Source organism: Streptomyces sp. NPDC126510 (assembly GCF_040302345.1).
Lineage (GTDB): Bacteria > Actinomycetota > Actinomycetes > Streptomycetales > Streptomycetaceae > Streptomyces.
Genome location: NZ_JBEORR010000005.1, coordinates 1 through 22216 on the forward strand (window position 1 = coordinate 1; position 22216 = coordinate 22216).

Sequence of the window (22216 nt, forward strand, 5' to 3'; positions counted from 1 at the left end):
CGCGGTGCTCCTTCTCGGAGCACCGCGGCCGTCCGATGCGCGCGAAGCGCGCTTCCAGGGGCGCGGGGAACTGCGCGACCAGCCCCCGCCGGCCCGCAGCCACCCGGCAACCCCCTGCCTAGACCCGGTCCAAAACCCCCCGCAGCGCTGCGATCGCCGCCTGGTCGACAGGCCCACTGCGCCCCGCGGTCGTACGCCACCCCACGAACCCGTCGGGCCGCACCAGGACCGCGCCCCCGGCCAGCAGCCCGTACCGCCGCCGGAAGGACCCGTCCTGGTCCCACAGCCGCGTCCCCCGCCCGATCCGCACGACCTTCAGCCGGGCCCCCAGCCGCGCGGCCTCCTGTTCCACCGCCCCGGTCCACCGGCCCGCCGCCTCGTCGACGAGCAGGGTGAATCCGTCGCCGTACAGGTCGGTGACCGGCACCGGCCCCTCGGGGCCGTCGAGTTGCAGGTGCGGTGCGCGCGCCCCGGGCCGCGCCGAGGGGTGCGTGGGGTCCTCCACGATCGCGTCGGGCGCCCCCTCCTCCGTGGCGAAGGCCCCGGAGCGGTAGCAGTACCCGAACGTCATGGTCGTCTCGTCGACCAGTTCCGCGGCGACCTCCTGGTACTGCTTGCCCTCCCGCACCGCGAACCGCAGCATCGCCTGCCGGACGGTCTCCTCGGCCACCGGCCGCCGCTCGGCGTCGTAACTGCCCAGAAGCCCGGGGCCGGCCGTGCCGGACAGCACCAGCGCCAGCTTCCAGGCCAGGTTGTACGCGTCCTGGATGCCGGTGCTGGCACCGAACGCCCCGGTCGGCGGCATCACATGGGCGGCGTCCCCGGCGACGAACACCCGGCGCGTCGCGAAGGTGTCCGCCACGCGCGCGGAGATGTCCCACGCGGGCATGTCCACCGACTCGATCTTCAGCGGCAGGTCGGGCATCCCGACCGCGGCGCGCACCAGGGCGGTGCACCGTTCCTCGGTGAAGTCCTCGGCGCGCTGGCCCTGGTCGGGGAAGAACGAGACGTTGATGACCCAGCGGCGGTCGTTGTCGATGGGGATGATCGTGCCGCGCACCTCGGGGTTGTTGACGTACGCGGCGATGATCCGGCGGTCGCGCAGCGCCTCGGTCAGGTCGGCCTCGAAGAAGAAGCTGACGAGGTTGGTGATCGTGCCGCGGCCGTGCGCCCCGATGCCCAGCATCTCGCGCAGCGGGCTGCGGCTGCCGTCGGCCGCGATCACGTACTGTGCGCGAATCTGTGAACTCTCGCCGGTGGACAGGTCGGTGACGTGGGCCAGCACCCCCTCCGCATCTTCTTCGAGCGCGTCGACCCGGGTGGAGAAGCGGACGTCCGCCCCGGCCTCGACGGCCCGCTCCCGCAGGATCGGCTCCAGCTGGTTCTGGTCGATCAGCGTCCACTGGGTGGGGCTGATCCGTCCGATGTCCTCCGGGGAGGCACTGGGCATCCGGACGCGTTCCTTGCCGGCGAGGCTCTCGACGTGCACCAGGTCGGTGTTGCCGGAGATGGGGGAACGCCCGGCCCGTACCCGCTCCTCCATGCCGACCGCGCGGTACAGCTCCATCGTCCGCGGGTTGATGGCACGGGCCTTGGGGTGGGTGGAGGTGTCCGGATGGCGTTCCACCAGGGTGGCGGTGACGCCGTGGTGGGCGAGGAAGACGGCCGCGGACAGTCCGGTCAGCCCGCCCCCGACGATGAGAACGGGGGTCCGGTGCGACGTCATGCTGCCTCCTTGTGGGCGGTGACCAGGGTGTGGGTGCCGAGCAGGGGCTGTGCCTCTCCGTCGGTGAAGCCGGCCCCGCGCAGCCAGGACCTGCAGTCCGCGATCCGGTACTCGGAGCCGTCGGGGCTGACCAGCCGCATGTGCAGGCTGCTCAGCAGCCGCTCCGGGTCGCTGCGGTCGTCGTCGATCATCCGGTCGTAGACGAGGACCGTGCCGCCGGGCCGCACCGCCTCGAAGACCCGGCCGAGCAGCTCGCGCCGGCGGGCGGTGTCGAAGCCGTGCAGGATGTGGCCGAGGACGACGACGTCGGCCGGCGGGATCGGGTCGGTGAAGAAGTCGCCGCCGGCGAAGGCGACCCGGCCGGTCAGGCCCAGGGCCTCGATGTGCTCGGTGAACAGCGGCCGGGTCCGCTCCAGGTCGAAGCAGGTCGCCTTCAGGTGCGGGTGCTGCCGTACCAGGACGGCCGCGAGGTTGCCGCGGGCGCCGCCGAGGTCGACGAAGGAGGAGTGGCGGTCCCAGTCGAGGCGCCGGGCGAGCTCGGCACCCATCCGGTCGCTGTACGCGTCGAGTCCCGCCAGGAAGCGCTTCATCTTGGCGGGGTCCTTGTGCCGGTCCCCGACGAAGCCGCCCTTGTCCGGGTCGAGGTGCTGCGGCTCGCCGGAGCGCATCGCCTCGGTGAGCCGGCCCCAGGTGCCGTAGAGGGTCTCGTTGGTGAGCTCGACGAAGCCGCCGAGGTACGAGGAGGAGCCCGGCACCAGATAGGCCTGCGCGAGCGGGGAGTTGCGGTAACCGTCCTGCGTCCGCTCCAGCAGACCGAGCCCGGTCAGCGCGTCCAGGAAGTCGGGGACCATCCGGTGGTGCGTCCCGGTGCGCCGGGCCAGTTCGGCGGCGTCGGCGGGGCTTTCGGCCAGCGCGCCGAACACGCCGAGGGTGACGGCGCTGTGCAGCACCTTGGCGGCGCAGTCGGCGATGGTCAGCCGGATCAGTGGTCCGGGGTCGACCGCCGGAGCCGTCTGCGGGTCTTCGGTCGTTGTCACACGAGCCTCCTGGTCTGCCTCTGCCGGTTCTCCGGCCTGCGTCCTGCGTCGTACGGCTGTGCAGTGCCGACGATGGTCGCGAGCCGTCGATTCGGGCTCGAAGGGCGCTGAAGGGCTGCCGGGCAGGGCGGACCGGCGCACGGCAGCCGCCGTCCCGTGCGGGACGGCGGCTGTCGACGGGTGGCTGCGGAGGCTCAGTTCCCCTCGGCGGCCACCTCGTGATCCTGGTGGTCCTCTCCGCCCTGGTGGCCCTCGCCCTGGTGCTCGCCGCGCAGCGGGAGGTTCTTCATCGTCAGGGCGGCCAGCAGCCCCAGCACGAGGACTGGTACGGCCGTGAGGAACACGGGGGTGAGCGCGGCGGCGTACGCCTGTTCCACGGCGTTGCGCACGGGCTCGGTGAGCCGGTCCAGTGTCTCGGTCGAGCTCAGCGCGTCGGGGTCGATGCCGCGCAGGGCCCCCGGGGGCGTGCGGTCGGCGATCTCCTCGGTGAGCCGGTTGTAGAAGATCGAGGCGAAGAGGGAGATGCCCACGGTGGTGCCCAGCTGCCGGGCGAAGGACACGGTGGCGTGGACCGCGCCGATGTCGTCGCGGGGTGCGGTGTTCTGCGCGGCCATGGTGAGGACCTGCATGTTCAGTCCGGCGGCGACACCGAAGACCAGCATGTAGGCGATGACCACGGCACGGGGGGTCCCGGTGTCCATGGTGGCCAGGAGCAGCGCGCCCACGATGCCGACGGCCATGCTGAGCACGGGGTACCACTTGTAGCGCCCCGTTTTGGTGATCACCCCGCCGCTGACGACGGAGGAGGCGACCAGGCCGAACATCATGGGCAGCAGCACCACGCCGGACATGGTGGGGCTCGCGCCCGTGACCACCTGGATGTAGATCGCCAGGAAGTTGACCGAGCCGAGGAAGACGATGCCGGCCGCGACGCTCACCAGCACGCTGACGCTGAAGGTGGAGTCGCGGAAGAGGTGGAGCGGGATGACGGGTTCGGGGGCCCGGCGCTCGGCGGCGACGAACGCGACGGCGAGCAGCACCGCCGACGCGGCGAGCCCGAGGATCCGCCAGTCCAGCCACTCGTACTTCACACCGCCCCAGCTGGCGGCCAGGGTGAGGGCGACGATGGCGGCGCTGAGCAGGACGAAGCCGGTGTAGTCGATCCGCGCGACGCGGTCGGCAGGGGGCAGGTGCAGGCAGGTGGAGACCAGCACCAGGATCACGATGCCGACGGGCAGGTTGATCAGGAAGACCCAGTGCCAGCTCAGCAGGTCGGTGAGAACGCCGCCGACGGCGGGCCCGGCCAGCGCCGCGAGGGCGAAGACGATCCCGAAGAGGTTGAAGTACTTGGCGGCCTCACGCGGGTTGAACAGCTCCCCGATGATGGCGAGCACGGAGACGAAGAGGCCGCCGGCGCCGATGCCCTGAACGGTTCGGAACAGGATGAGCTGGTCCATGGACTGGGCGGCGCCACTGAGTGCGGAGCCGGCCAGGAACACCGCGACGGAGATCAGGAAGATCTTCTTGCGGCCGAAGAGGTCGCCGAGCTTGCCGTAGACGGGCGTGGTGACGCTGGCGGCGATGATGTACGCGGTCGTCACCCAGGCGAAGACGTCGAGACCGCCGAGGTCCCCGACGATGCGGGGCAGCGCGGTGGCCACGATCTGCGAGTCCAGCATGGCCAGGAAGACGGCCAGCAGGCAGGCGGTGATGACGGGTTTGATCCTGGTCTGGGGTGGGGCGGCGGCGGTCGTGAGCGGGCCGTCTGCCCCTGTGGTCCGGGAGGGCACGGTGATTCGCCTTTCGGGCTGGAGTGGGTGCCATCCCCGTCCCGCGGGCCGTGACCGGCCGGCGTCGCTGCGGTGTGGGATCCGTCAGGGGATTGCTGTGGACTGCGCCGTACGGCACGAGGGCCTCTCGTGCCGTACGGCGGGTGGCCGGTCCCGAACGGGGGAAGTCGTGGCCGGCCACGTGGGTCGGAGGCGGTGGGTCGCCGGCCCGCGTCAGGGGACGAGGACGACCTTGCCGAGCTGGGCCCGGGCCTCCATGAGTTCGTGCGCCTTGACGGCCTCGTCGAGGCCGAGCCGCTCGTGGACGATCGGGCGCACCTTGCCGGTGGCGATCATGTCGAGCAGGTCGCGCTGTCCCGCGGCGATGGCCTCGGGCTTGTTGTAGAGCATGGCGTACAGCGCGAATCCGGCCACGGTCTTCATCCGGCTGAGCATCAGCGGGTGGATGGGCTTGATATCGCCGCTGGCCGAGCCGTAGAAGACCAGCCGGCCGAACTGGGCGGTGAGCGCGATGGACTTGGCGAGGATGTCGCCGCCGACGGTCTCCAGGACGACGTCCACGCCCCGGCCGTCGGTCGCGGCCCGGACCTGGTCGTCCCAGTCGTCGTCGGTGTAGTTGACGGTGACGTCGGCGCCGAGGTCACGGACGAAGTCCAGCTTGGCCTGCGTGCTGGCGGTGGCGATGACCTTGCCGGCGCCCATCGCCTTGGCGATCTGCACGGCGAGGTGGCCGACGCCCCCGGAGGCGGCGTCGATCAGGATCGACTCGCCGGGTCTGAGCTGGCCGGACTCCTTGATGGCGTGGTACGCCGTCTGGGCGGGGCTCGGCAGCAGGGTCGCTTCGGCCGCGTCCATGGTGTCCGGGAGGGTGATGGCCCAGGCGGCGTCGGCGGTCACGTAGTCGGCGTAGGCGCTGTGGTCGACGTCGACGACGACTCGGTCCCCGACGCTCAGGTTGGTGACGCCTTCGCCGAGTACCTCGACGACACCGGCGACATCGCCGCCGGGGGCGCCGGGCAGCGTGGCGTGGCCGCCGATCGGGATGCCCTGGCGGCGCTGGACCTCGGCGAACGTGACGCCGATGGCCTCGGAGCGGATCAGCACTTCGCCCGGTCCGGGCTGCGGCTTCTCCGCCTCTTCGACACGCAGCACCGAGGGGGCGCCGTGCTCGTAGTGGCGGACGATTCGCATGGTGTTCTCCCAACTAGGAGGTGTTGTCGAGCCGCGGAGGGTGATCGCGCGGCTCCGCCCAGGGATCCGGGTTACATGGTGTGGGACAATTACATGTCCTCATGCATGCACTTGTCAACCGCACATCAGTGATTCGATGCACGACCTGAGGAGGAGTCAGGGCACGAGCACCACACGGCCGAGCTGGGAGCGCGACTCCATCAACTCGTGTGCGGCCGCGGCGTCCTTCAGCGGCAGCTCGGCGTGGACGACGGGACGGACCGTGCCGGAGGTCACCATGTCCAGCAGCTCGCGGGCGCCCCGGGCCATGGCGTCCGGCTTGGCTCCCATCACGCCCCACATGCTGAAGCCCATGACGATGCGGTTGTCGAAGATGTCGGCGACGTCGACGGCCGGCAGCTCGCCACCGGCCGCGCCGTACACGACCGTCCGGCCGAACTGGGCGGTGAGGTTCACGGACTTGGTGAGGATGTCGCCGCCGACGGTCTCCAGGGCGACGTCCACACCCCGGCCGCCGGTCGCGGCGCGCACCTTCTCGTCCCAGCCGTCCTCGCCGTAATCGACGGTGACGTCCGCGCCGAGCGAGGCGGCGAAGGACAGCTTCTGCGCACCGCGGGCGGCGGCGATGATCTGACCCGCGCCGAGCGCCTTGGCCATCTGGACGAGCAGATGGCCGATGCCGCCCGCGGCGGCGGTGATCAGCACGGTCTCACCGGGCTGGAGCTTCGCCGCCGTGACGATCACGTGGTAGGCGGTCTGGCCGGGGATGGGCAGCGAGGTGGCCTGGCCCGCGTCGATCCCCTCGGGGACGGCGAACAGCCAGTCGGCCTGGGTGACGACGTACTCGGCGTAGCCGTCGGCGGCGACGCCGGTGACCACCCGGTCCCCGACCTTCACCTGGTCGACGCCCTCGCCGAGCTGCTCGACGACACCCGCGACGTCACCGCCGGGCGAGCCGGGAAGCGTGGCGGGACCGCCGACCGGGATGCCCTGACGGCGCTGGCACTCGGCGAAGTTGACCCCGACCGCCTCGGCGCGGATCAGCACCTGGCCGGGACCGGGGGTGGGCTTTTCGGCCTCTTCGAGCCGCAGCACCGAGGGGGCGCCGAACTCGTGGTGTCGGACGATACGCATGGACATACTCCTCTTTCCGTGTCGTTCTGTGTCGTTCTGTGTCGTTCTGTGGAGTTCGCGCGCGTGCATGACGGGGAAGCCCTGCCTGCACGGCGGGGGTTCGAAGGGGGGGAGGGAGCGAGCCGGATCAGGTCCGGGTGAGTTCGACGAGCGAGCGCACCGGTCCCAGGTCGACCACGCGGCGCAGGGCGAGCCCGGCGCCGGCGGCCAGCTCGCGCAGCTGCTCGGTGGTGCGCATCCGCCCGCCCAGGTAGATGAGCATCCGCAGGTCCAGGTCCGTCTGGTCGGTCTGCACGTCGAGCAGACCCTCCAGGACCATGACCCGGCCGCCCGGACGGAGGGCCTCGGCGCAGCGCCGGAGGATCTCGACGGCCCGGTCGTCGGGCCAGTTGAGCAGGACGTTGGACAGCAGGTACACGTCGCCGTCGGCGGGCAGCGGGTCGAAGAAGCTGCCGACCACCGCCGCGCAGCGCTCCTGGAGGCCGGCGGCGGCGAAGTCCCGCTCGGCCGCCGCCACGGGCGCCTCCAGGTCGAGCAGGGTGCCCCGCGCGCCCGGGGTGGCGTCGATCACGGCCGCGAGCAGGTCACCGCTGCCGCCGCCCACGTCCACGACATGACGGACGGCCCGCCAGTCGCCTTGGGCCAGCAGTTCGGGGACGACCCAGCGCATGCTCGCGGCCATCCGCCGGGCGAAGGCCTCGGCGAGCGCGCCGTCGGCCTCGACGTCCGTCCAGAACTCCTGTCCGTACAGCGCGGAGTAGACGGGCCCGCCGGAGCGCACCGCGTCGAGCAGGCGGAACACCGCGGCCTCGCCCCGGCCGGTCGGGCCGTCCAGGCGGAGCCAGTCCCGGCCCGACTGCGGGACGTCGTCGCGCAACAGGACACCGAGGTCGGTCGGTTCGTACCCCCCGTCGGGGAGCGTGCGGTAGATCCCGGCGTTGACCAGGTGACCGAGGAGACGGCCCAGGGCGGTCGCGTCCACGTTCACCTCCCGGGCCAGCGCCTCGACCGTGACCGCTCCGGCGGCCATGTGGTCGGAGAGTCCGAGGGTGGCCGCCACTCTGATGGCCATGGGGGTGATCAGGTCGCTCTTTTCCAATAACTCCTGCGACCAGGGGGGATTGCTCACTGCTTCCTCTCACGTGCACAAGCGATGTGGGGGGTGGGAAGGTGCCGTGCCGGCCGAAGGGAGGTGCCCCCCTTCGGCCATCGCGGCCCTTCGTCAGACGGTGCCGAACCAGGTGCTGACGGCCGCGGTCAGCGATTCCCGCAGCTGCGGCTCCGGCATGTCCCGGTCGGCGGCCCAGGCGACATAGCCGTCGGGGCGGACCAGCAGACCGGCCAGCTGCGGCTCTTCGGCGCACTCGGCCCGGACGTGCTGGAGCCGGCCGGCCCAGGAGACGCCCGCGGCCCACTTCTCGTGGACTTGGCCGATCAGCGAGTCGCCGGTCAGGTCGAGCAGCAGACCGGTGCCGCGCTTCAGGAACTTGGGGAGGGGCCGGACGCCGTCCTCGGTCTTCAGTTCCAGGTCGCGGGCGAAGTCGCCGAGCAGCCGGTGCTCGGGGCCGTCGATCGCGTAGCGGACGGTGACACCGCTGAGCATCTCGGCGAGGTACCGGTTCACCTGCTCGGTGCGCATGAGGTCGGTGAACAGCTCGCGCAGCGGGGTGACGTACGGGTCGGGGTTCATCAGCGCGATCTGGGCACGGGTGTTGGCCAGCACCTTGCGGGCCGGCGCCTGGCGCTCCCGGTCGTAGCTGTCGAGGAGGTCCTCGGGAGCCCAGCCGTGCACTGCGGCGGCCAGCTTCCAGCCGAGGTTGAAGGCGTCCTGCAGACCGAGGTTGACGCCCTGGCCGCCGACCGGGAAGTGGGTGTGGGCGGCGTCGCCCGCGATCAGCAGCCGGCCCTCGCGGTAGCGGTCCGCCTGGCACGCGGAGTCGGTGAAGACGGAGAGCCAGCGCGGCGCGTGCGCGCCGAGGTCGTCGCCCCAGATCTCGCGCAGGCTGGCGGTCAGCTCGTCCAGGGTGAGCTCCGTCCCGGGCTCGCGGTCGGCCTCGAAGTCGAACGTGGAGACGCGGTGGTAGGTGTCGTCGAGGGGCACGCAGAACAGCAGGCCGCGTTCGGTGCGCTCCATGCCCATGGGGGCGTTCTCGCGGTCGGCGAGGATCACGTCGCCGAGCCGTGCGGTGACCCGGCCGCCGGTGCCGGGGAAGGCGATGCCGGCCTCCTGGCGGACCAGGCTGCGGCCGCCGTCGCAGCCCACGGCGTAACCGGCGCGCAGCGTGTAGGTGCCGTCGGGTCCGGTCACCTCGGCCTCGACGCCGTCGGCGTCCTGGCGTATCGCGGTGACCTCGTGACCTCGCCGGATCTCGGCGCCGAACTCGGCGGCACGCTCCTCCAGCAGCCGTTCGGTCCGGGTCTGCTCGGAGAGCAGGGCATAGCCGTGCGCGCTGTCGAGGGTGGAGAAGTCGACCCACTCGTCGAGGCCGGCGAAGTGGCCGTTGTTCCAGGAGCGGGCCCCCTCGCGGAACCTCTTGAGCAGGCCGCGCCGGTCGAGGGACTCCAGGGAGCGGGCGTGCAGCCCGAAGGCCTTGGAGTGCGGGGTGCGCTCGGGCAGCCGCTCGAGCACGACCGCCCGGACGCGGGCGATCCGGAGCTCCGCGGCGAGCAGCATGCCGACGGGGCCGCCGCCGACGATCAGCACGTCGAAGTCGACGTCGGTGTCGTAGGCGATCTCGACATTGCGATCGGGGTGCTCGGGTGGCACGGACTGGGACATGAGGTTCCCCCTCGGTTGATGTTCGCGATAGATGTTAGCTCACAGGTATATGCTTAACGTCATGCAGTCGATTGAGAGCATACAGATGCTCGTCTGCCGTAATCAACTCGCTTAGAATGCGGACATGGACACTTCGACTCAGCCCCCGCCGCGGGCAGCGGATCTGCTCGACGCCGTCGGTCCTGCCTTCTCCCGGCTGCGGCGTGCGCAGGCGCTGAATGTGGAGAAGCAGGTGTCCCGCAAGGACTTCACCAGGACGCTGGTGCTCAACATCGTGCAGGACGGGCCCGACCAGGAGGGTCAGGAGATCACCGTGGGTGTCGTGGGCGAGCGCCTCGCCGTCGACCCCTCCGTGGCGAGCCGGATGGTCTCCGACTGCATCTCCGCCGGCTATCTGATCCGTGCGGCCTCGCAGCGCGACGGCCGCCGTACGATCCTGCAGCTCACCCCGGAGGGGCACGAGACGCTGGCCCGCTTCCGCCGCCACCAGCGCGCGGCCTTCGAACGCATCACGCAGGACTGGCCGGAGGAGGAGCGGCTCGAGTTCGCCCGCCTGCTGATCAAGTACGTGGACTCCGTGGGCGAGTTGCAGCACGACGGCTCCGCGTAGCCGCCTCCCCGCACCCCTGGCCCCGGGCGGGCCGCGAACGGCGCCGCCGGGCCGAGGACGGCCCCCGCCGCCCCGGCCCGGCCCACGACGCACCCCGCTACGCGCACCCCCATGTGAGCCGTGGATGCGTCACGGGCATCTCAGCCCCGGTCGAGCACGCCCCGAAGGACCGCCCCCAGCACCGCTTCCTCCGCACCCCCGGGATCCGCGCCCGGCGACCGCCACGCGACGACTCCGTCCGGCCGTACCAGCACGGCGCCCTCGGGGCGCACACCGCCGTAGCGCTCGGACCAGCCGCCGTCCGGGTCGGCCAGCGTGCCCGCTCCGGCGTCCGTCCCCGGCACCACCCGGCGGGCGGTGATCTTCAGGCCCAGTGCGGCGGAGGCGGCGACGGCGGCCGAGATCCACGCCCGGCCGTTCTCCCCGGTCAGCAGGACGAAGTCCCGCCCGAAGAGGTCGAGCGTGGATACGGGTTCACCACCCCGCACGAGCTCCGCGTACGGCGCCCGCGTCCCCGGCTCCCCGCGCAGCGCCCGCGGATCGGAGGCCACCGGCAGGTCCGCACCGCCCGGCTCCGCCACCACCGCGGCGGAACGGTAGGCCTGGCCGGACGTCACGGTCACCGCGTCCGCGACGGCCGCCCGCTGCTCCGGGGTCGCGGTGCCGGAACGCAGGGCGAGCTGGAGGGACCCCTGCTCGGCCGTGTAGACCGCCACGGGCCGCCGCTCGGCGTCGTACGTCTCCACCAGGCCGGGCCCCGCGACGCCCCCGGCCACCAGGGCGAGCTTCCAGGCGAGGTTGTGGGCGTCGGCGATACCGGTGTTGGCTCCGTAGCCCCCGGTCGGCGGCACCACGTGCGCCGCGTCCCCGGCCAGCAGCACCCTCCCGTGCACGAACCTCTCGGCCACCTGCTCCGCCATGTCCCAGGGGAAGCGCGAACGAATCGTCACCTCGACCCCCGGCGCTCCCACCGCGGCCCCCACCAGCTCCGCACAGCGGTCGTCGGTGAAGTCCTCCAGGCTCTCCCCGTCCTCGGGCCGGTACCCGACGATGAGCGTGCCCCCGGTCAAGCTGTCGTCATGCACGAGAATGCCCGTGACCTGCGGGTTCTGCACGTGGACCACGCTGTAGCGGCGGTCCCCCAGCACCGGGCGCAGATCCGCGCCGAAGGCGATGCTCACGTGACGGGACAGCACCCCGCGCCCCTGCCGGGGCACCTTCAGCGCCTCCCGGACGGTACTGCGCGGCCCGTCGCAGGCCACCAGATAGGAGCCGCGGAAGGTACGGGTGCCGGTGTCGTCACCGAGGACGGCGGTGACCCCCTCGGGGTCCTCCGCGAAGGACAACAGCTCCGTACCGAACCTGAGGTCGGCGCCGAGCTCCGCCGCACGGTCCCGCAGCAGCGGCTCCAGCCGGTCCTGCGGCAGCAGGAGCAGCCGGGACGGGGTGAGATCGCCCAGGTCGTCGTCGCCTTCCAGCTCCTCCTTGCTGAACAGCACCTCACCGGCGAGCGACGTCACTCCGGCCCGGGTGCGGTGCGTGGCGAAGCCGGACGCCTCCCGTACGGCGGCGTCCTCGACCCCCGCCTGGCGCAGCAGTTCCCCGGTCCGGGGGTAGTAGCCGACGGCCCTCGGATGGACGGACGTGCCCGGATGGCGTTCCACCAGGGTGCACCGCACCCCGTGCCGGGCCAGGAACACGGCGGTGGACAGCCCGACGAGACTGCCACCGACGATCAGTACGGGTGCGCTGCCGGAAGGGTCGGAAGCGGAGGTCATCACAGGGTCCCTCTCTGGGTGATCGGGCACGGGTTCACGGGGTCGGCAGTCCGGCCCGGCCCAGGGCCAGGTAGTCCACGACCTCCCAGTGCTCCGCGACCTTCCCGCGCTCGATCCGGAACTGGTCGCAGGTACGCATCTCCAGAGGCAGCCCGGACGGGCCGCCCCCGCTCCACGCGCCGGTGAGCGTGCCGGTCCAGGTCACGAAGACCATGACCCGGTCGTCGGCGGCGACGATGTGGTCCACGGTGGTGACCAGGTCGGGGAAGGCGGCGATGTTGTCGGCGAAGAACGCCTTGAACGCGTCGAGCCCGTCCGGCACAGCGTCCGTACGCATGTTGTGGTGCCGGTAGTCCTGGTGGTAGTACTGCTCGGCCAGCTCCAGCCGGTGCTCGCTGAAGACGTCGCGGTACGCGCCCAGCACCAGCTCCGCGTTGGCCCGCTCGGTGTCGCTGTGCGGGCCGTGCAGACCGGGGGCGGCCGGCTGGCCGCTGCGGTCCGGTCCGCCGTCCACGCCGTGCGCGGCCAGCACGTCGCGGTCCACCACGTTCCAGTGCTCGGCGACCCTGCCGTCCGCCAGGCGGTACAACTCGGCTGTGTGCAACCGGAGTTCGGCGCCCGAGCGGGAGCGTCCGGTCCAGGTCGCGAAGAGCATCACCCGGTCGTTGCCGGCCACCAGGTGGTCGATGTCCGCGCGCAGCGCCGGGAACGTGCGGTCCGATGTCCGCCAGTCGGCCGGGGCGTGCTCGACGTGGCCGGTGTGGAAGAAGCGATCCGCCTCCTCGAAGCGGCGCTCGCGGTAGAGCGTCCCGTACAGCTCGCGGATCAGCTCGGCGTTGCGCGTGCGCTGCCCGGCAGGGATCACGGTGGTCATGGGTTCCTCTCGCTCGGCTCTCGATCTGGGTCGTGCTGGGGATCGGGGTCGGTGCGGATGCGCGGGTGCGGTCCGCTCAGGCCTTGAGCGCGTAGGTCGACCAGTACGAGTCGGCCTCGAAGCCCAGCTTCCGGTTGAGCGCGACCACGGCCGTGTCGGCGGTGTCGTTGAAGACCTGGACCAGCGCGAGGCGGCTGTTCTCCCGGGCTGCCCCGAGCAGCAGCTCGCTCTTCAGCCGGGTGGCGAGACCGCGCCGCCGGTGCTGCGGCAGCACCAGCGTCTCGCCGCCGTCCGCCATCGGGCTGTCGCGCACGAACAAGGTGGCGTAGCCGACGATCGCGGTGCCGTGCTCGGGCAGCGCCGCCACGACATGGGGCAGATGCCCGGCCCGCTCCGCCTCGGCCTCCCGCGCCCGTACGTCGCCGGCTGCGGGACGCCGGATCCTGGCCTGGCCGTTGACCCGCTCCTCCAGTGCGCTCCAGGCCCGCGCGTAGGAGTCCACGAGGTCGTCGGGGCAGGGCCCCTGCCACCTCACCAGCCGGTACCCGGGCACCGGCCGGGCCGCCGCGGCCTGAAGCACCGCTGAGGCGGGCCCGGCCAGACGGAGCCGATGCCGCACGCTCTCGCCGATGAGTTCGGCACCGAGCTCCGCCGCGAACCGCTCACCGGCCTCCGCCCTGGGAGCGTCGGCCAGCAGCAGGTCCCGCCCCCGTTCCCGCAGCGCCGCCAGCCCCGCGGCCGCGAGTGCCCGCCCGGCACCGCGCCGCCGGAAACCGGGGAACACCCACAGCGAGCCGTGTCCCGGCCCGCTCGGGTCCGACCGGTCGAGTCCGAGCTTCAGCACACCGGCCGGGGTGCCGTCGTCGTACGCGGCCAGCACGATCCGTTCCGTCCCGTGCCGCCGCTGGAACAGCCGTGCCAGCAGGGCCTGAGTCACCGGCGGGTCCCCGGGCAGTTCCAGGCTCATGGTGTCCCGGAACCCGGGAAGCAACGCGGCGATGGTCGCCGGCTCATCGCCGTCGAGGCTACGAATCTCCATGCCCCACACGGTGACCCGGGCCTCTCGAAACACCGTCGAGGACAACTCGACAGCGGGCGCGGGCACCGGCCGGAACGGAGCGGGCCCCGCCGCACTCCCAGATCCCTGGAATGCGACGGGGCCCTGGCCGGGGCCGGACGCCGGTCCGGCCCGTCAGGCGCCGCCCGTCACGCGGAGCGTCTCGCCGTTGGTGTTGCCGTTGGCGGCCGAGCCGAGGAAGGTGACGGCCCGGGCCACGTCCTCGGGAGCGGACATCCGGCCCGACGGCAACGTCTTGCCCTTCTCCTCCAGGAAGCCCGGGGGCACGTGCGCCCGCACCGTCTCGGTGCTGGTCTGGCCGGGCACGACCATGTTGACCAGGATTCCGTCCGGCCCCAGCTCCCAGGCCAGGCTGCGCATCAGCCCGAAGAGCGCGGACTTGCCGGCGCCGTAGGCCCCCGCCCCGGCCTTGCCGGTGTCCGCGAGCCCCGCGCCGAGCAGCACGATCCGGCCCCACGGCCGTCCGCGCATCCACGGCAGCACGGCCTGGAGCGTGTGGAACACGGCGTCGACGGACGTGCGCAGCACCTCCTGCCACTGCTTCGCGGGTACGTCCTCGAAGCGCGGCACCGGCTGCCCGGGCCGCGGGATCGCCTCGCTCCAGACCACCGCGTTGGCCACCAGCACGTCGATGCCGCCCCACTCCTCGGCGACCCGCCCCACGGCGTCCCGGATGCGGCGCTCGTCCGCGAGGTCGTAGCGCACCACCAGCGGTGTCCCGCCCGCCTCGGTCACCAGCCGTGCCGTCTCCCGGGCCCCGTCCTCGTCGCTGTGGTACGTGATCGCGACCCTGGCCCCCTCCTCCCCGTACGCCACGGCCGTCGCCCGGCCGATCCCCGAGGAGGCGCCGGTGACCAGCACGACCTTGTTCCGCAGATCCGTCCTCATGAGTCCACCTCGGTCGTCGGGGCACGGCCGATGCTCTGCGCGTGCCGGAAGAAGTCCTCCGGGTCGTAGGCCCGCTTCACGGCGCGCAGCCGGAACCGGTTCGCGCCGAAGTACTCCGTCTCCCAGTCCTCGTCCACCCGCGAGCTGGGGAAGTTGATGTACGAGCCGCAGGCGAGCGGCGTGAGGGCCGCGGCCGCCCGGTCCGCCAGGGCGGTGAGCCGCGCCGGTGCCGCCGGGTCCGTCCCCGCCTCGCGGCAGGCGAACTGATAGCCCACCAGGAACCGCGCGTCCCGGTGCGCGTAGGCGGTCGCGCCGCCCGGCACGCGGCTCGCCGCACCGCCCAGGGCGATGCACAGCAGATAGCGCTCCTGCCCCGCCTCGTCGAGCGCGGGGTCCCAGGCATCGAGCAGTGCCGCCGCTTCCGTCCGGGTCGCGGCCCGGCCGGTGAGCCGGTAACTCTGCCGGGTGTACGGGTGGCGGTGCCCCTCGGCCTCGGGCCCGGTGCCCGTACGACGGCACTGGGCCACCGACTTCGAGCCGCACAGCGCCTCGTGCATCACCTCGGCGTACCCGCCCCGTGCACCGACGGTCCTGCTCAACGGCTTGCACCCGGCCCGCTCCGCGAGCTCGTCCAGTCCGTCGCGCAGCGCCTCGTCCGGCCCCAGGTGCACTCCCCAGACCCGGACCACCGGACGCCCGCCGGGCCCGAACATGCCCGGCAGCACGACCAGGGAGGTGCCGAGTTCGTCGGGCCCGTCGACGGCCCACTCCTGCCAGGCCGTCAGCACCTCCACGGCGTCGTCGTACGCCCACAGCGTCTCGAAGCCGGTCATGGCGGGCGCGTCGATCGAGCGCACCTCGAACTCCGTGACCACCCCGAAGGTGCCCCCGCCGCCACCACGCGACGCCCAGTACAGGTCGGGCTCCTCCGTGGGCGAGCAGCGTACGGTCCTGCCGTCGGCGAGCACGACGCGCGCCGCGGCGACCCGGTCGCTGCCCAGCCCGAACTTCCGCGTCTGCCAGCCGATCCCGCCTCCGGTCAGGAATCCGCCCGCGGCGACCGTGGGAAACGTGCCGGTGACGATCTGCCGCCCCTGGGGCCGCAGGGCGTCCAGCGCGTCCAGCGACTGGACGCCCGCGCCCAGCCGCACCACGGGCCCCTCGGCGACGACGTGGTTCATCCGGGACAGGTCGACGACCAGCCCCTCACCGGTCGACCAGCCGTTGAAGCTGTGGCCGCCGGCCCGGACGTGCGGCCGCACCCCCCGCTCCCGGGCGTACCGCACGCACAGCGCGACGTCCCGCTCGGAGGCGCAGTACGCGACGGCGTACGGCTCGATCGTGTCGTACTCGGTGTTCTGCAGCTGCCGGGCCAGAGCGAAGCCCGTCTCGTCCGGCAGAACCAGGTCCCCGTCGAGCCGGTCCCGCAGCGCCGCCGCCCGCATCAGTCGTCGATGCCGAACTTGCCGGCGGTCACCTTGGACCCCGCGTGCCCGCGCAGCTTGGTGCCCTGCGGGTCGAAGAACTCGGCACCGCCGGTGCCCTGCCACTCGGTGTCCGAGACGAACTCGCCCGACACCCGCACGTGCGCCTCGCCCACGTGGTTGCCCTCGGGGTCCGCGGCCAGGATGTGGAAGCCGTACTCGAAACTGCCCGGGCCCGTGGCACGCCAGGTGCCCAGGCCGATGTTCTTCGTGTTGAGCTGGGTGGAGACGACCGTGCCGTCCGCCGAGAAGCTGACGAGCCCGGGGACCGCCTTGCCGTCGTCGTCCAACTGCGTGGTCCAGGTGCCGACCAGCCGTACGTCGCTCATCGCAGATCTCCTCGATTCTCTGGGGGAACTGGGGGAACCGGTGGGTGGGGCTGTCCCGGCCAGGCTTCCGGCCCGCTCTCAAGACCCGCTCGAAACGCCCTGTAGCCGGGCGGCGGCTCCTCCCTCGGCGGCGGGCAGCACGCAGGCCCGAACTCCGGGTGCCAGAGCGCGGCCACGTGCACGGAGCCGAGGGCCACCAGCGCGCGGTACGCCGGCAGCAGCAGGTAACGCACCAGCCCTCGCCACACGACGCGCGGCACGCGGGCGCGGGGCGGGACGGTCTTCTTGTCGGGATGTCCGTCGGGCAGGAACTCCGGGTCGAACGGACGAAGGGACACGGCACTCCTAGAGGGCGGCCGGCCCGGATGCGGTCGGGCGGCGCGTATGCGTCAGGGCGGCGCGGATGCGTCAGGCGGCGCGGACGGCCATTTCCACGCCGCCGCCGTCGCCGTCGCCGTCGAAGGGAAGGGGCAGCGACACGTAGCCGCCGCCGGAGAACCGGACATGGGCGAGGAACTCAGCGCACGGCGCCGGCACGTGCCGCACGCCGAGGGCCACCACCACCGCGCCCGGCAGCATCCGGGGTTCCACCAGCTTCAGCAGCGGCAGGAAGGACTCCGGCGGGCCGCCGAGCAGCAGCAGGTCCACCGGCCCGGGCAGGGTCGCCAGCGACCGTTCGGGACGGCCCACCCGTACCTCCGCGTACCGTCCGAGTCCGGCCTTCTCCACCGCCGTCGCGGCGGCTTCGGCACGTGCGGTCTCCGGCTCGCAGCAGATGACCCGGCCCTGCCCGTTCTCGCTCATCGCGGCCGCGAGCCGGGCGGTGAACGACGCGTGCGGGCAGCCGATCTGGAGCACCGTCAGCGGTCCGGCCGCCAGCACCAGCTGCCGCAGGAGGGTTCCGGTGGCGGCTTCGAAGGAGGAAACGGCGGCATCGGCCGCGGGGTCGGTACAGGAAACGGCACTGGGCATGCGGAACTCCCCGTCACGAGTCTCGAGACGTTCGCGGTCTCTTCGCCGAGAGTTACAGATGCCGTGCCCCCGGGCGACGGCCCTGGATGCCTTCGCGAGCGAGACTCCAGCCGCACTCCAAACCGTGGGCCGGGTGGGCTGGTCCGGCCCCCGTGCTCAGGACCGGTGAGCCGGCGGGCCGTCTAGGAGAGCGCCCCCGCCAGCGTCCCCGCGAGGGTCAGGGCGAGGAAGGCGGCCCCCCACGTCATGGCGTGCCGTATCCGGCGGTGCTTGACGCGGGTGGTCCGGGTCAGGAGCTGCGGCGGGGTGTCGGCGGTCGGGGCCGGGTGGGGCGTCCTCGCCAGGCTCAGCAGGACCAGGGACGGGGCGCAGGCCGCGCAGCCGGTCCAGAGGAGGAGCTGGGGGATCGCGGCGTACTGGGCGGGGGTGATGACACCGGCGGTGATCGCGGTGAGGAGGGCGGCCAGGGCGGCGCCCAGAGTGGCCAGGGTCAGGCCCGCCCGGTGGTCGGCCTTCGCCAGTTCCTCGCGGAACGCCTCGGGCGGAAGCGGTCGGCCGAGGTCCGCCGTGCGCTCGCCCCGGAGTGTGGTCATGCCTACCCCTCGCTGATCAGCGGTCTTCTCCGGGTACCCCAAAAGGACTGCCCCACACCGTAGTTCAGGAATTCCACGTCTCGTCGTACGGGTCGTGCGGAGTGGGGACCGGCCGCGACGTCGTCACCTCGAGGTAGGGGATGGGGCCGTCGTTGACCGGGTCCTTGGTCCGGCGGGGGGTGTAGGTGCCCGTGATCTCCAGCCAGGTGTCCGGCCGCAGGACCGGTGGGGTGTTGCCGGTGAGGGCGATCTTGACCGGCTGGGCGTCGGCGGCACAGCAGTTGAGACCCATGCGGACCAGGTAGGGGGCGCCCTTGCGGTCCAGGGTGACGAAGCCGGTGATCTTCAGCTCGCGGTGGCGGAGGGCCCGGCCGTCGTCGTAGATCGCGCGGCCGGCGTAGTCCGCCACGGCCAGACGCAGGGGTGCGTCGCCGGTGGGAAGGGCCGGGAAGCCGAAGGGTTTCGTCAGGGCCGTACCGGTGTGCGCCGCGCTGTAGGAGCCCAGGGCCGGCGGGGCGACCAGGATCAGGGCGAGGACCGGGAGCGTCAGGAGCCAGGAGACGCGGGGCTCTCGGTGGTGGTCGTGCGTGGGGGCGTTGCGGCGGTCGTACCAGAGGGTGGCCGCCGCCGTGGCGATCAGGACCGCACCCGCGAGGAGGACCAGGGGGCGCAGACCCTCCTTGACGTACCGCAGGTAGAGGTCGGTCGTGCCGGCGTGCAGGAGGGTCGCGCCGAGCAGGAAGAGGAGGGCCGTCTGGGCCAGGCGGTTCACAGCAGGACCGATCCGGTCAGGGCCGACACGACGACGGCCAGGGCGAAGGTCGCGGGGGCGAAGCGCAGGGCGAAGGCGCGGCCGAAGGTGCCCGCCTGCATCGCGAAGAGCTTCAGGTCGATCATCGGGCCGACGACCAGGAACGTGAGACGGGCCGTCAGGGAGAACTGGGTCAGCGACGCCGCCACGAACGCGTCCGCCTCCGAGCAGATGGAGAGCAGGACGGCCAGGGCCGCCAGGAACAGGACCGACAGCAGGGGGTGTCCGGCCGCGACGCCCAGCCAGTCCGCCGGGACCACCGCCTTCAGGGTCGCCGCGGCCATCGCGCCGATCACCAGGAAACCGCCGGCGTGCGTCACGTCGTGGCGGACCGAGCCCCAGAAGGCCGCGCCCTTGCTCTGTCCCTCGTACGACGCACGGGCCGGGGGACGGAGCCAGTCCGTGCGGCCGAGGCGGTGCCAGAGCCAGCCCATCGAGCAGGCCACGAGCAGACTCGCGGCGAAACGGGCCAGGACCATCTCCGGGTTGCCGGGGAACGCCACGGCCGTCGCCGTCAGCACGATGGGGTTGATGGCGGGCGCCGAGAGGAGGAAGGCCAGGGCCGCCGCCGGTGTGACCCCGCGGCGGACCAGAGCGCCGGCCACCGGCACCGACGCGCACTCGCAGCCCGGCAGCACCGCGCCCGCCGCGCCCGCGACCGGCACGGCGAGGGCCGGGTGCTTCGGCAGGGCGCGGGCGAAGAACGACGGCGGCACGAACACCGCGATGGCCGCCGACAGCAGCACCCCGAGCACCAGGAACGGCAGCGCCTGGACCATGACCGCGACGAACACCGTCATCCAGCTCTGCATCACGGGTGCGGCCAGGGCTCCGCGGATCGGGTCCTGGAACATCACCGCCGTGAGCAGCAGAAGGGTCAGCAGGAGCGGCGAGTTGAGCCGCCGGGCCTCTTCCTGGCCGGGGCCCGGCTCCTTGCCCGGGCCTGCCTCCTTGCCGGGTCCCGTCTCCTCGCCCGGTCCCGTCTCTTCGCCCCGGTCCTCCCCGGCGTCGCCGCGCTCGTCGCTGTCCTGCGGGGCTCTGTTCGTGATGGCCACGGGCCCGGTACCTCCGGTGGTGCGCGAGGGCATTGCCCCATTCCCTCCCCTTGCGTACGGGCGGCGACGGCCGGGCGTTCACGCCACGGCCTCTCCGTCTGGAACCGGTCGGCCCGGTGAGGCAGTCTTCTCCTCGTGGCGAGCGTTCCGAACCAAGGTCAGCCGAGTGATCCGGCCACGCACATGATCGTGTGCGGTGACGACGGCCTCGCGCACCGGCTGGCCGCCGAACTCCGCGGCGTCTACGCCGAGCAGGTCACGCTGGTCGTGCCGCCCTCCGGGCGACGGGTGCGGCAGCCCGTGGTCGGACGGGCCCGGGCCGCCTCGGCCGCGCTGCTGGACCGGGTCGTGAACGCGGCCGTCAACCGGACCGGCGCGAGCGGCGAACCGGCCGCGAACGAACAGGTCGTGGAGGCACCGGAGATCACCGAGGCGGTGCTCACCGAGGTGGGCGCCGACCGGGCGGCCGCGCTGGCGCTCGTCTTCGACGACGACGAGACCAACATCCGCGCCGCGCTCACGGCCCGCCGGCTCAACCCCCGCATCCGCCTCGTACTGCGGCTCTACAACCGGCGGCTGGGGCAGCACATCGAGGAACTGCTGGACCAGACCGCCGCCGTCGCCGCCGGGGGCGGTCAGGGAGCGGGCCTCGACGCGTCGACGACCGTGCTGTCCGACGCCGACACGGCCGCGCCCGCGCTGGCCGCCACCGCTCTCGCCGGCACCAGCAAGGTCGTCCAGACGGAAGGGCTCGTGCTGCGGGCGGTGGAACGGCAGCCGCCACGGCCGGGCGAGGTGGCCGACCCGGGGCTGTGCACCCTGGCGCTGCTGTCCGCGACGAGCAACGACCCGGCCGGCGCGGACGGTTCCGAGGGCAGCGGGGAGCACGGGCCGCACCTGCTGCCGGACGAGGCGGCGGTGGCGTCGGCGACCGGGCGCGGGACCGTCGTCCTGGAGCAGGTGTCGTACTCGGGGCCCTCCCTGCCCGCGGGCCGGGGCGGTGTGCCGCCGTTCGCCTCACTGTTCTCGCGGCGGCTGCGGTGGTCGCTGGCCGGGCTGGTGGGCTGTGTGCTGGCGCTCGCCGTCGGGCTGATGGTCGTGGCCGACGAACATCCGCTGTACGCCACGTACATCACGCTGCTCGATCTCTTCGGCATCAACGATCCCGCGCTCCACCAGTCGACCGCCCGGCAGGTGCTGCAACTGCTGTCCGGCCTGGTGGGGTTGCTGTTGCTGCCGGTGCTGCTGGCGGCGGTGCTGGAAGCACTCGGCACGTTCCGCAGCGCCTCCGCGCTGCGCAAGCCGCCCCGGGGGCTCGGCGGGCACGTCGTGCTGCTCGGGCTCGGCAAGATCGGGACGCGCGTGCTGACGCGGCTGCGGGAACTGAACATCCCCGTGGTGTGCGTGGAGTCCGATCCGGACGCGCGGGGTCTGGCCACGGCGCGGCGGCTGCGGGTACCGGTGGTGCTCGGCGACGTCACGCAGGAGGGCGTGCTGGAGGCCGCGAAGATCCACCGCGCCCATGCGCTGCTGGCCCTGACCAGCGCGGACACGACGAATCTGGAGGCGTCGCTGTACGCGCGGTCCGTACGGCCCGACCTGAGGGTCGTGCTGCGGCTGTACGACGACGACTTCGCGACGGCCGTGTACCGGACGCTGCGGGCCGCGCACCCGTTCGCCCTGACGCGGAGCCGGAGTGTGTCGCATCTGGCCGCACCGGCGTTCGCCGGGGCGATGATGGGGCGGCAGATCCTCGGGGCTATCCCGGTGGAGCGGCGGGTGCTGCTGTTCGCGGAGGTGGATGTGGCCGGGCATCCACAGCTGGAGGGGCGGACGGTCGGCGAGGCGTTCCGGGCCGGGGCCTGGCGGGTGCTGGCGCTCAACGCGTCACCTCCCGGGGGCCGTCGGGGAGAGGCCGAGCCCCCGGGGGAGGAGCGCATGCCGGCTTCGGGGCTGGTGTGGGATCTGCCTCCTACGTATGTGCTGGGGCCCGGGGACCGGGTGGTGCTGGCGGCGACCCGCCGGGGGCTCGCGGAGCTGCTGGGACGCAGACGGCGGGAGCGGGCGGGAGCGTGACGGGACGCCGA

General features: G+C 72.8%; 19 protein-coding genes. 2 read left to right on the forward strand and 17 right to left on the reverse strand.

The window, feature by feature from the left end; all coding sequences use genetic code 11:
* Nucleotides 1–118 precede the first annotated feature (118 nt).
* The 7 genes from ABTX60_RS07715 to ABTX60_RS07745 all read right to left on the reverse strand — a co-directional run bounded on the left by ABTX60_RS07715 (nt 119) and on the right by ABTX60_RS07745 (nt 9657).
* Nucleotides 119–1726 carry an FAD-dependent oxidoreductase gene (locus tag ABTX60_RS07715; protein WP_352096174.1) on the reverse strand — a complete coding sequence of 536 codons (1608 nt, stop codon included), beginning with the start codon at nt 1724–1726 and terminating at the stop codon, nt 119–121.
* Complete coding sequence (locus tag ABTX60_RS07720) at nt 1723–2763, reverse strand: methyltransferase (RefSeq protein ID WP_352096175.1); 1041 nt, start codon at nt 2761–2763, stop codon at nt 1723–1725. The genes ABTX60_RS07715 and ABTX60_RS07720 overlap by 4 nt, the downstream gene beginning before the upstream one ends.
* 194 nt (nt 2764–2957) lie before the next feature.
* Nucleotides 2958–4553, reverse strand: a complete 1596-nt coding sequence (locus tag ABTX60_RS07725) for an MDR family MFS transporter (protein WP_352096176.1) — start codon at nt 4551–4553, stop codon at nt 2958–2960.
* Between the two features lie 213 nt (nt 4554–4766).
* Nucleotides 4767–5744, reverse strand: a complete 978-nt coding sequence (locus ABTX60_RS07730) for a quinone oxidoreductase family protein (RefSeq protein WP_352096177.1) — start codon at nt 5742–5744, stop codon at nt 4767–4769.
* A 156-nt stretch (nt 5745–5900) separates the two neighbouring features.
* Nucleotides 5901–6878 (reverse strand): quinone oxidoreductase family protein, encoded by a 978-nt coding sequence (locus tag ABTX60_RS07735; RefSeq protein WP_352096178.1) that lies wholly within the window; start codon nt 6876–6878, stop codon nt 5901–5903.
* Nucleotides 6879–7005: 127 nt separating this feature from the next.
* Nucleotides 7006–7950, reverse strand: a complete 945-nt coding sequence (locus ABTX60_RS07740) for a methyltransferase (protein ID WP_352096179.1) — start codon at nt 7948–7950, stop codon at nt 7006–7008.
* Nucleotides 7951–8100: 150 nt separating this feature from the next.
* Complete coding sequence (locus tag ABTX60_RS07745) at nt 8101–9657, reverse strand: FAD-dependent monooxygenase (protein WP_352096180.1); 1557 nt, start codon at nt 9655–9657, stop codon at nt 8101–8103.
* A 124-nt stretch (nt 9658–9781) separates the two neighbouring features.
* Here ABTX60_RS07745 and ABTX60_RS07750 point away from each other — a divergent pair, with 124 nt between their 5' ends.
* Nucleotides 9782–10267 carry a MarR family winged helix-turn-helix transcriptional regulator gene (locus ABTX60_RS07750; RefSeq protein ID WP_351639446.1) on the forward strand — a complete coding sequence of 162 codons (486 nt, stop codon included), beginning with the start codon at nt 9782–9784 and terminating at the stop codon, nt 10265–10267.
* A gap of 140 nt (nt 10268–10407) precedes the next feature.
* Here the strand turns inward: ABTX60_RS07750 and ABTX60_RS07755 are convergent, their stop codons facing one another.
* The 10 genes from ABTX60_RS07755 to ABTX60_RS07800 all read right to left on the reverse strand — a co-directional run bounded on the left by ABTX60_RS07755 (nt 10408) and on the right by ABTX60_RS07800 (nt 20129).
* A complete protein-coding gene (locus ABTX60_RS07755; RefSeq protein ID WP_352096181.1) occupies nt 10408–12045 on the reverse strand; it encodes an FAD-dependent oxidoreductase in 1638 nt (545 codons plus the stop codon).
* Nucleotides 12046–12079: 34 nt separating this feature from the next.
* On the reverse strand, nt 12080–12919 hold the full coding sequence (locus tag ABTX60_RS07760) for an ester cyclase family protein (protein WP_352096182.1): 840 nt from the start codon (nt 12917–12919) through the stop codon (nt 12080–12082).
* Between the two features lie 76 nt (nt 12920–12995).
* A complete protein-coding gene (locus ABTX60_RS07765) occupies nt 12996–13958 on the reverse strand; it encodes a GNAT family N-acetyltransferase (protein WP_352096183.1) in 963 nt (320 codons plus the stop codon).
* A 153-nt stretch (nt 13959–14111) separates the two neighbouring features.
* Nucleotides 14112–14885, reverse strand: coding sequence for an SDR family NAD(P)-dependent oxidoreductase (locus ABTX60_RS07770; RefSeq protein ID WP_352096184.1), 774 nt, complete (start codon nt 14883–14885; stop codon nt 14112–14114).
* Entirely contained in the window at nt 14882–16330 is a 1449-nt protein-coding gene (locus ABTX60_RS07775; protein ID WP_352096185.1) for an FAD-binding oxidoreductase, read from the reverse strand. Before ABTX60_RS07775 ends, ABTX60_RS07770 begins: the two co-directional genes overlap by 4 nt.
* On the reverse strand, nt 16330–16698 hold the full coding sequence (locus ABTX60_RS07780) for a hypothetical protein (RefSeq protein WP_352096186.1): 369 nt from the start codon (nt 16696–16698) through the stop codon (nt 16330–16332). Before ABTX60_RS07780 ends, ABTX60_RS07775 begins: the two co-directional genes overlap by 1 nt.
* Before the next feature lie 408 nt (nt 16699–17106).
* Nucleotides 17107–17670 carry a class I SAM-dependent methyltransferase gene (locus tag ABTX60_RS07785; RefSeq protein WP_352096187.1) on the reverse strand — a complete coding sequence of 188 codons (564 nt, stop codon included), beginning with the start codon at nt 17668–17670 and terminating at the stop codon, nt 17107–17109.
* Between the two features lie 182 nt (nt 17671–17852).
* Nucleotides 17853–18263, reverse strand: coding sequence for a Pycsar system effector family protein (locus tag ABTX60_RS07790; protein WP_352096188.1), 411 nt, complete (start codon nt 18261–18263; stop codon nt 17853–17855).
* A 64-nt stretch (nt 18264–18327) separates the two neighbouring features.
* The gene (locus ABTX60_RS07795) at nt 18328–19035 is read right to left on the reverse strand and encodes a TIGR03943 family putative permease subunit (RefSeq protein WP_352096189.1); all 708 of its coding nucleotides are present in this window, start codon (nt 19033–19035) and stop codon (nt 18328–18330) included.
* Nucleotides 19032–20129, reverse strand: a complete 1098-nt coding sequence (locus ABTX60_RS07800) for a permease (protein ID WP_502992290.1) — start codon at nt 20127–20129, stop codon at nt 19032–19034. The genes ABTX60_RS07795 and ABTX60_RS07800 overlap by 4 nt, the downstream gene beginning before the upstream one ends.
* Before the next feature lie 183 nt (nt 20130–20312).
* Here ABTX60_RS07800 and ABTX60_RS07805 point away from each other — a divergent pair, with 183 nt between their 5' ends.
* On the forward strand, nt 20313–22205 hold the full coding sequence (locus tag ABTX60_RS07805; protein ID WP_352096467.1) for a potassium channel family protein: 1893 nt from the start codon (nt 20313–20315) through the stop codon (nt 22203–22205).
* Nucleotides 22206–22216: the final 11 nt, after the last annotated feature.

Coding starts and splice junctions, on each gene's coding strand:
- ABTX60_RS07715 (WP_352096174.1), bottom strand. CDS start 1,726: ATGACGTCGCACCGGACCCCCGTTCTCATCGTCGGGGGCGGGCTGACC.
- ABTX60_RS07730 (WP_352096177.1), bottom strand. CDS start 5,744: ATGCGAATCGTCCGCCACTACGAGCACGGCGCCCCCTCGGTGCTGCGT.
- ABTX60_RS07735 (WP_352096178.1), bottom strand. CDS start 6,878: ATGCGTATCGTCCGACACCACGAGTTCGGCGCCCCCTCGGTGCTGCGG.
- ABTX60_RS07740 (WP_352096179.1), bottom strand. CDS start 7,950: ATGGCCATCAGAGTGGCGGCCACCCTCGGACTCTCCGACCACATGGCC.
- ABTX60_RS07745 (WP_352096180.1), bottom strand. CDS start 9,657: ATGTCCCAGTCCGTGCCACCCGAGCACCCCGATCGCAATGTCGAGATC.
- ABTX60_RS07750 (WP_351639446.1), top strand. CDS start 9,782: ATGGACACTTCGACTCAGCCCCCGCCGCGGGCAGCGGATCTGCTCGAC.
- ABTX60_RS07755 (WP_352096181.1), bottom strand. CDS start 12,045: ATGACCTCCGCTTCCGACCCTTCCGGCAGCGCACCCGTACTGATCGTC.
- ABTX60_RS07760 (WP_352096182.1), bottom strand. CDS start 12,919: ATGACCACCGTGATCCCTGCCGGGCAGCGCACGCGCAACGCCGAGCTG.
- ABTX60_RS07765 (WP_352096183.1), bottom strand. CDS start 13,958: ATGGAGATTCGTAGCCTCGACGGCGATGAGCCGGCGACCATCGCCGCG.
- ABTX60_RS07770 (WP_352096184.1), bottom strand. CDS start 14,885: ATGAGGACGGATCTGCGGAACAAGGTCGTGCTGGTCACCGGCGCCTCC.
- ABTX60_RS07775 (WP_352096185.1), bottom strand. CDS start 16,330: ATGCGGGCGGCGGCGCTGCGGGACCGGCTCGACGGGGACCTGGTTCTG.
- ABTX60_RS07780 (WP_352096186.1), bottom strand. CDS start 16,698: ATGAGCGACGTACGGCTGGTCGGCACCTGGACCACGCAGTTGGACGAC.
- ABTX60_RS07785 (WP_352096187.1), bottom strand. CDS start 17,670: ATGCCCAGTGCCGTTTCCTGTACCGACCCCGCGGCCGATGCCGCCGTT.
- ABTX60_RS07790 (WP_352096188.1), bottom strand. CDS start 18,263: ATGACCACACTCCGGGGCGAGCGCACGGCGGACCTCGGCCGACCGCTT.
- ABTX60_RS07805 (WP_352096467.1), top strand. CDS start 20,313: ATGATCGTGTGCGGTGACGACGGCCTCGCGCACCGGCTGGCCGCCGAA.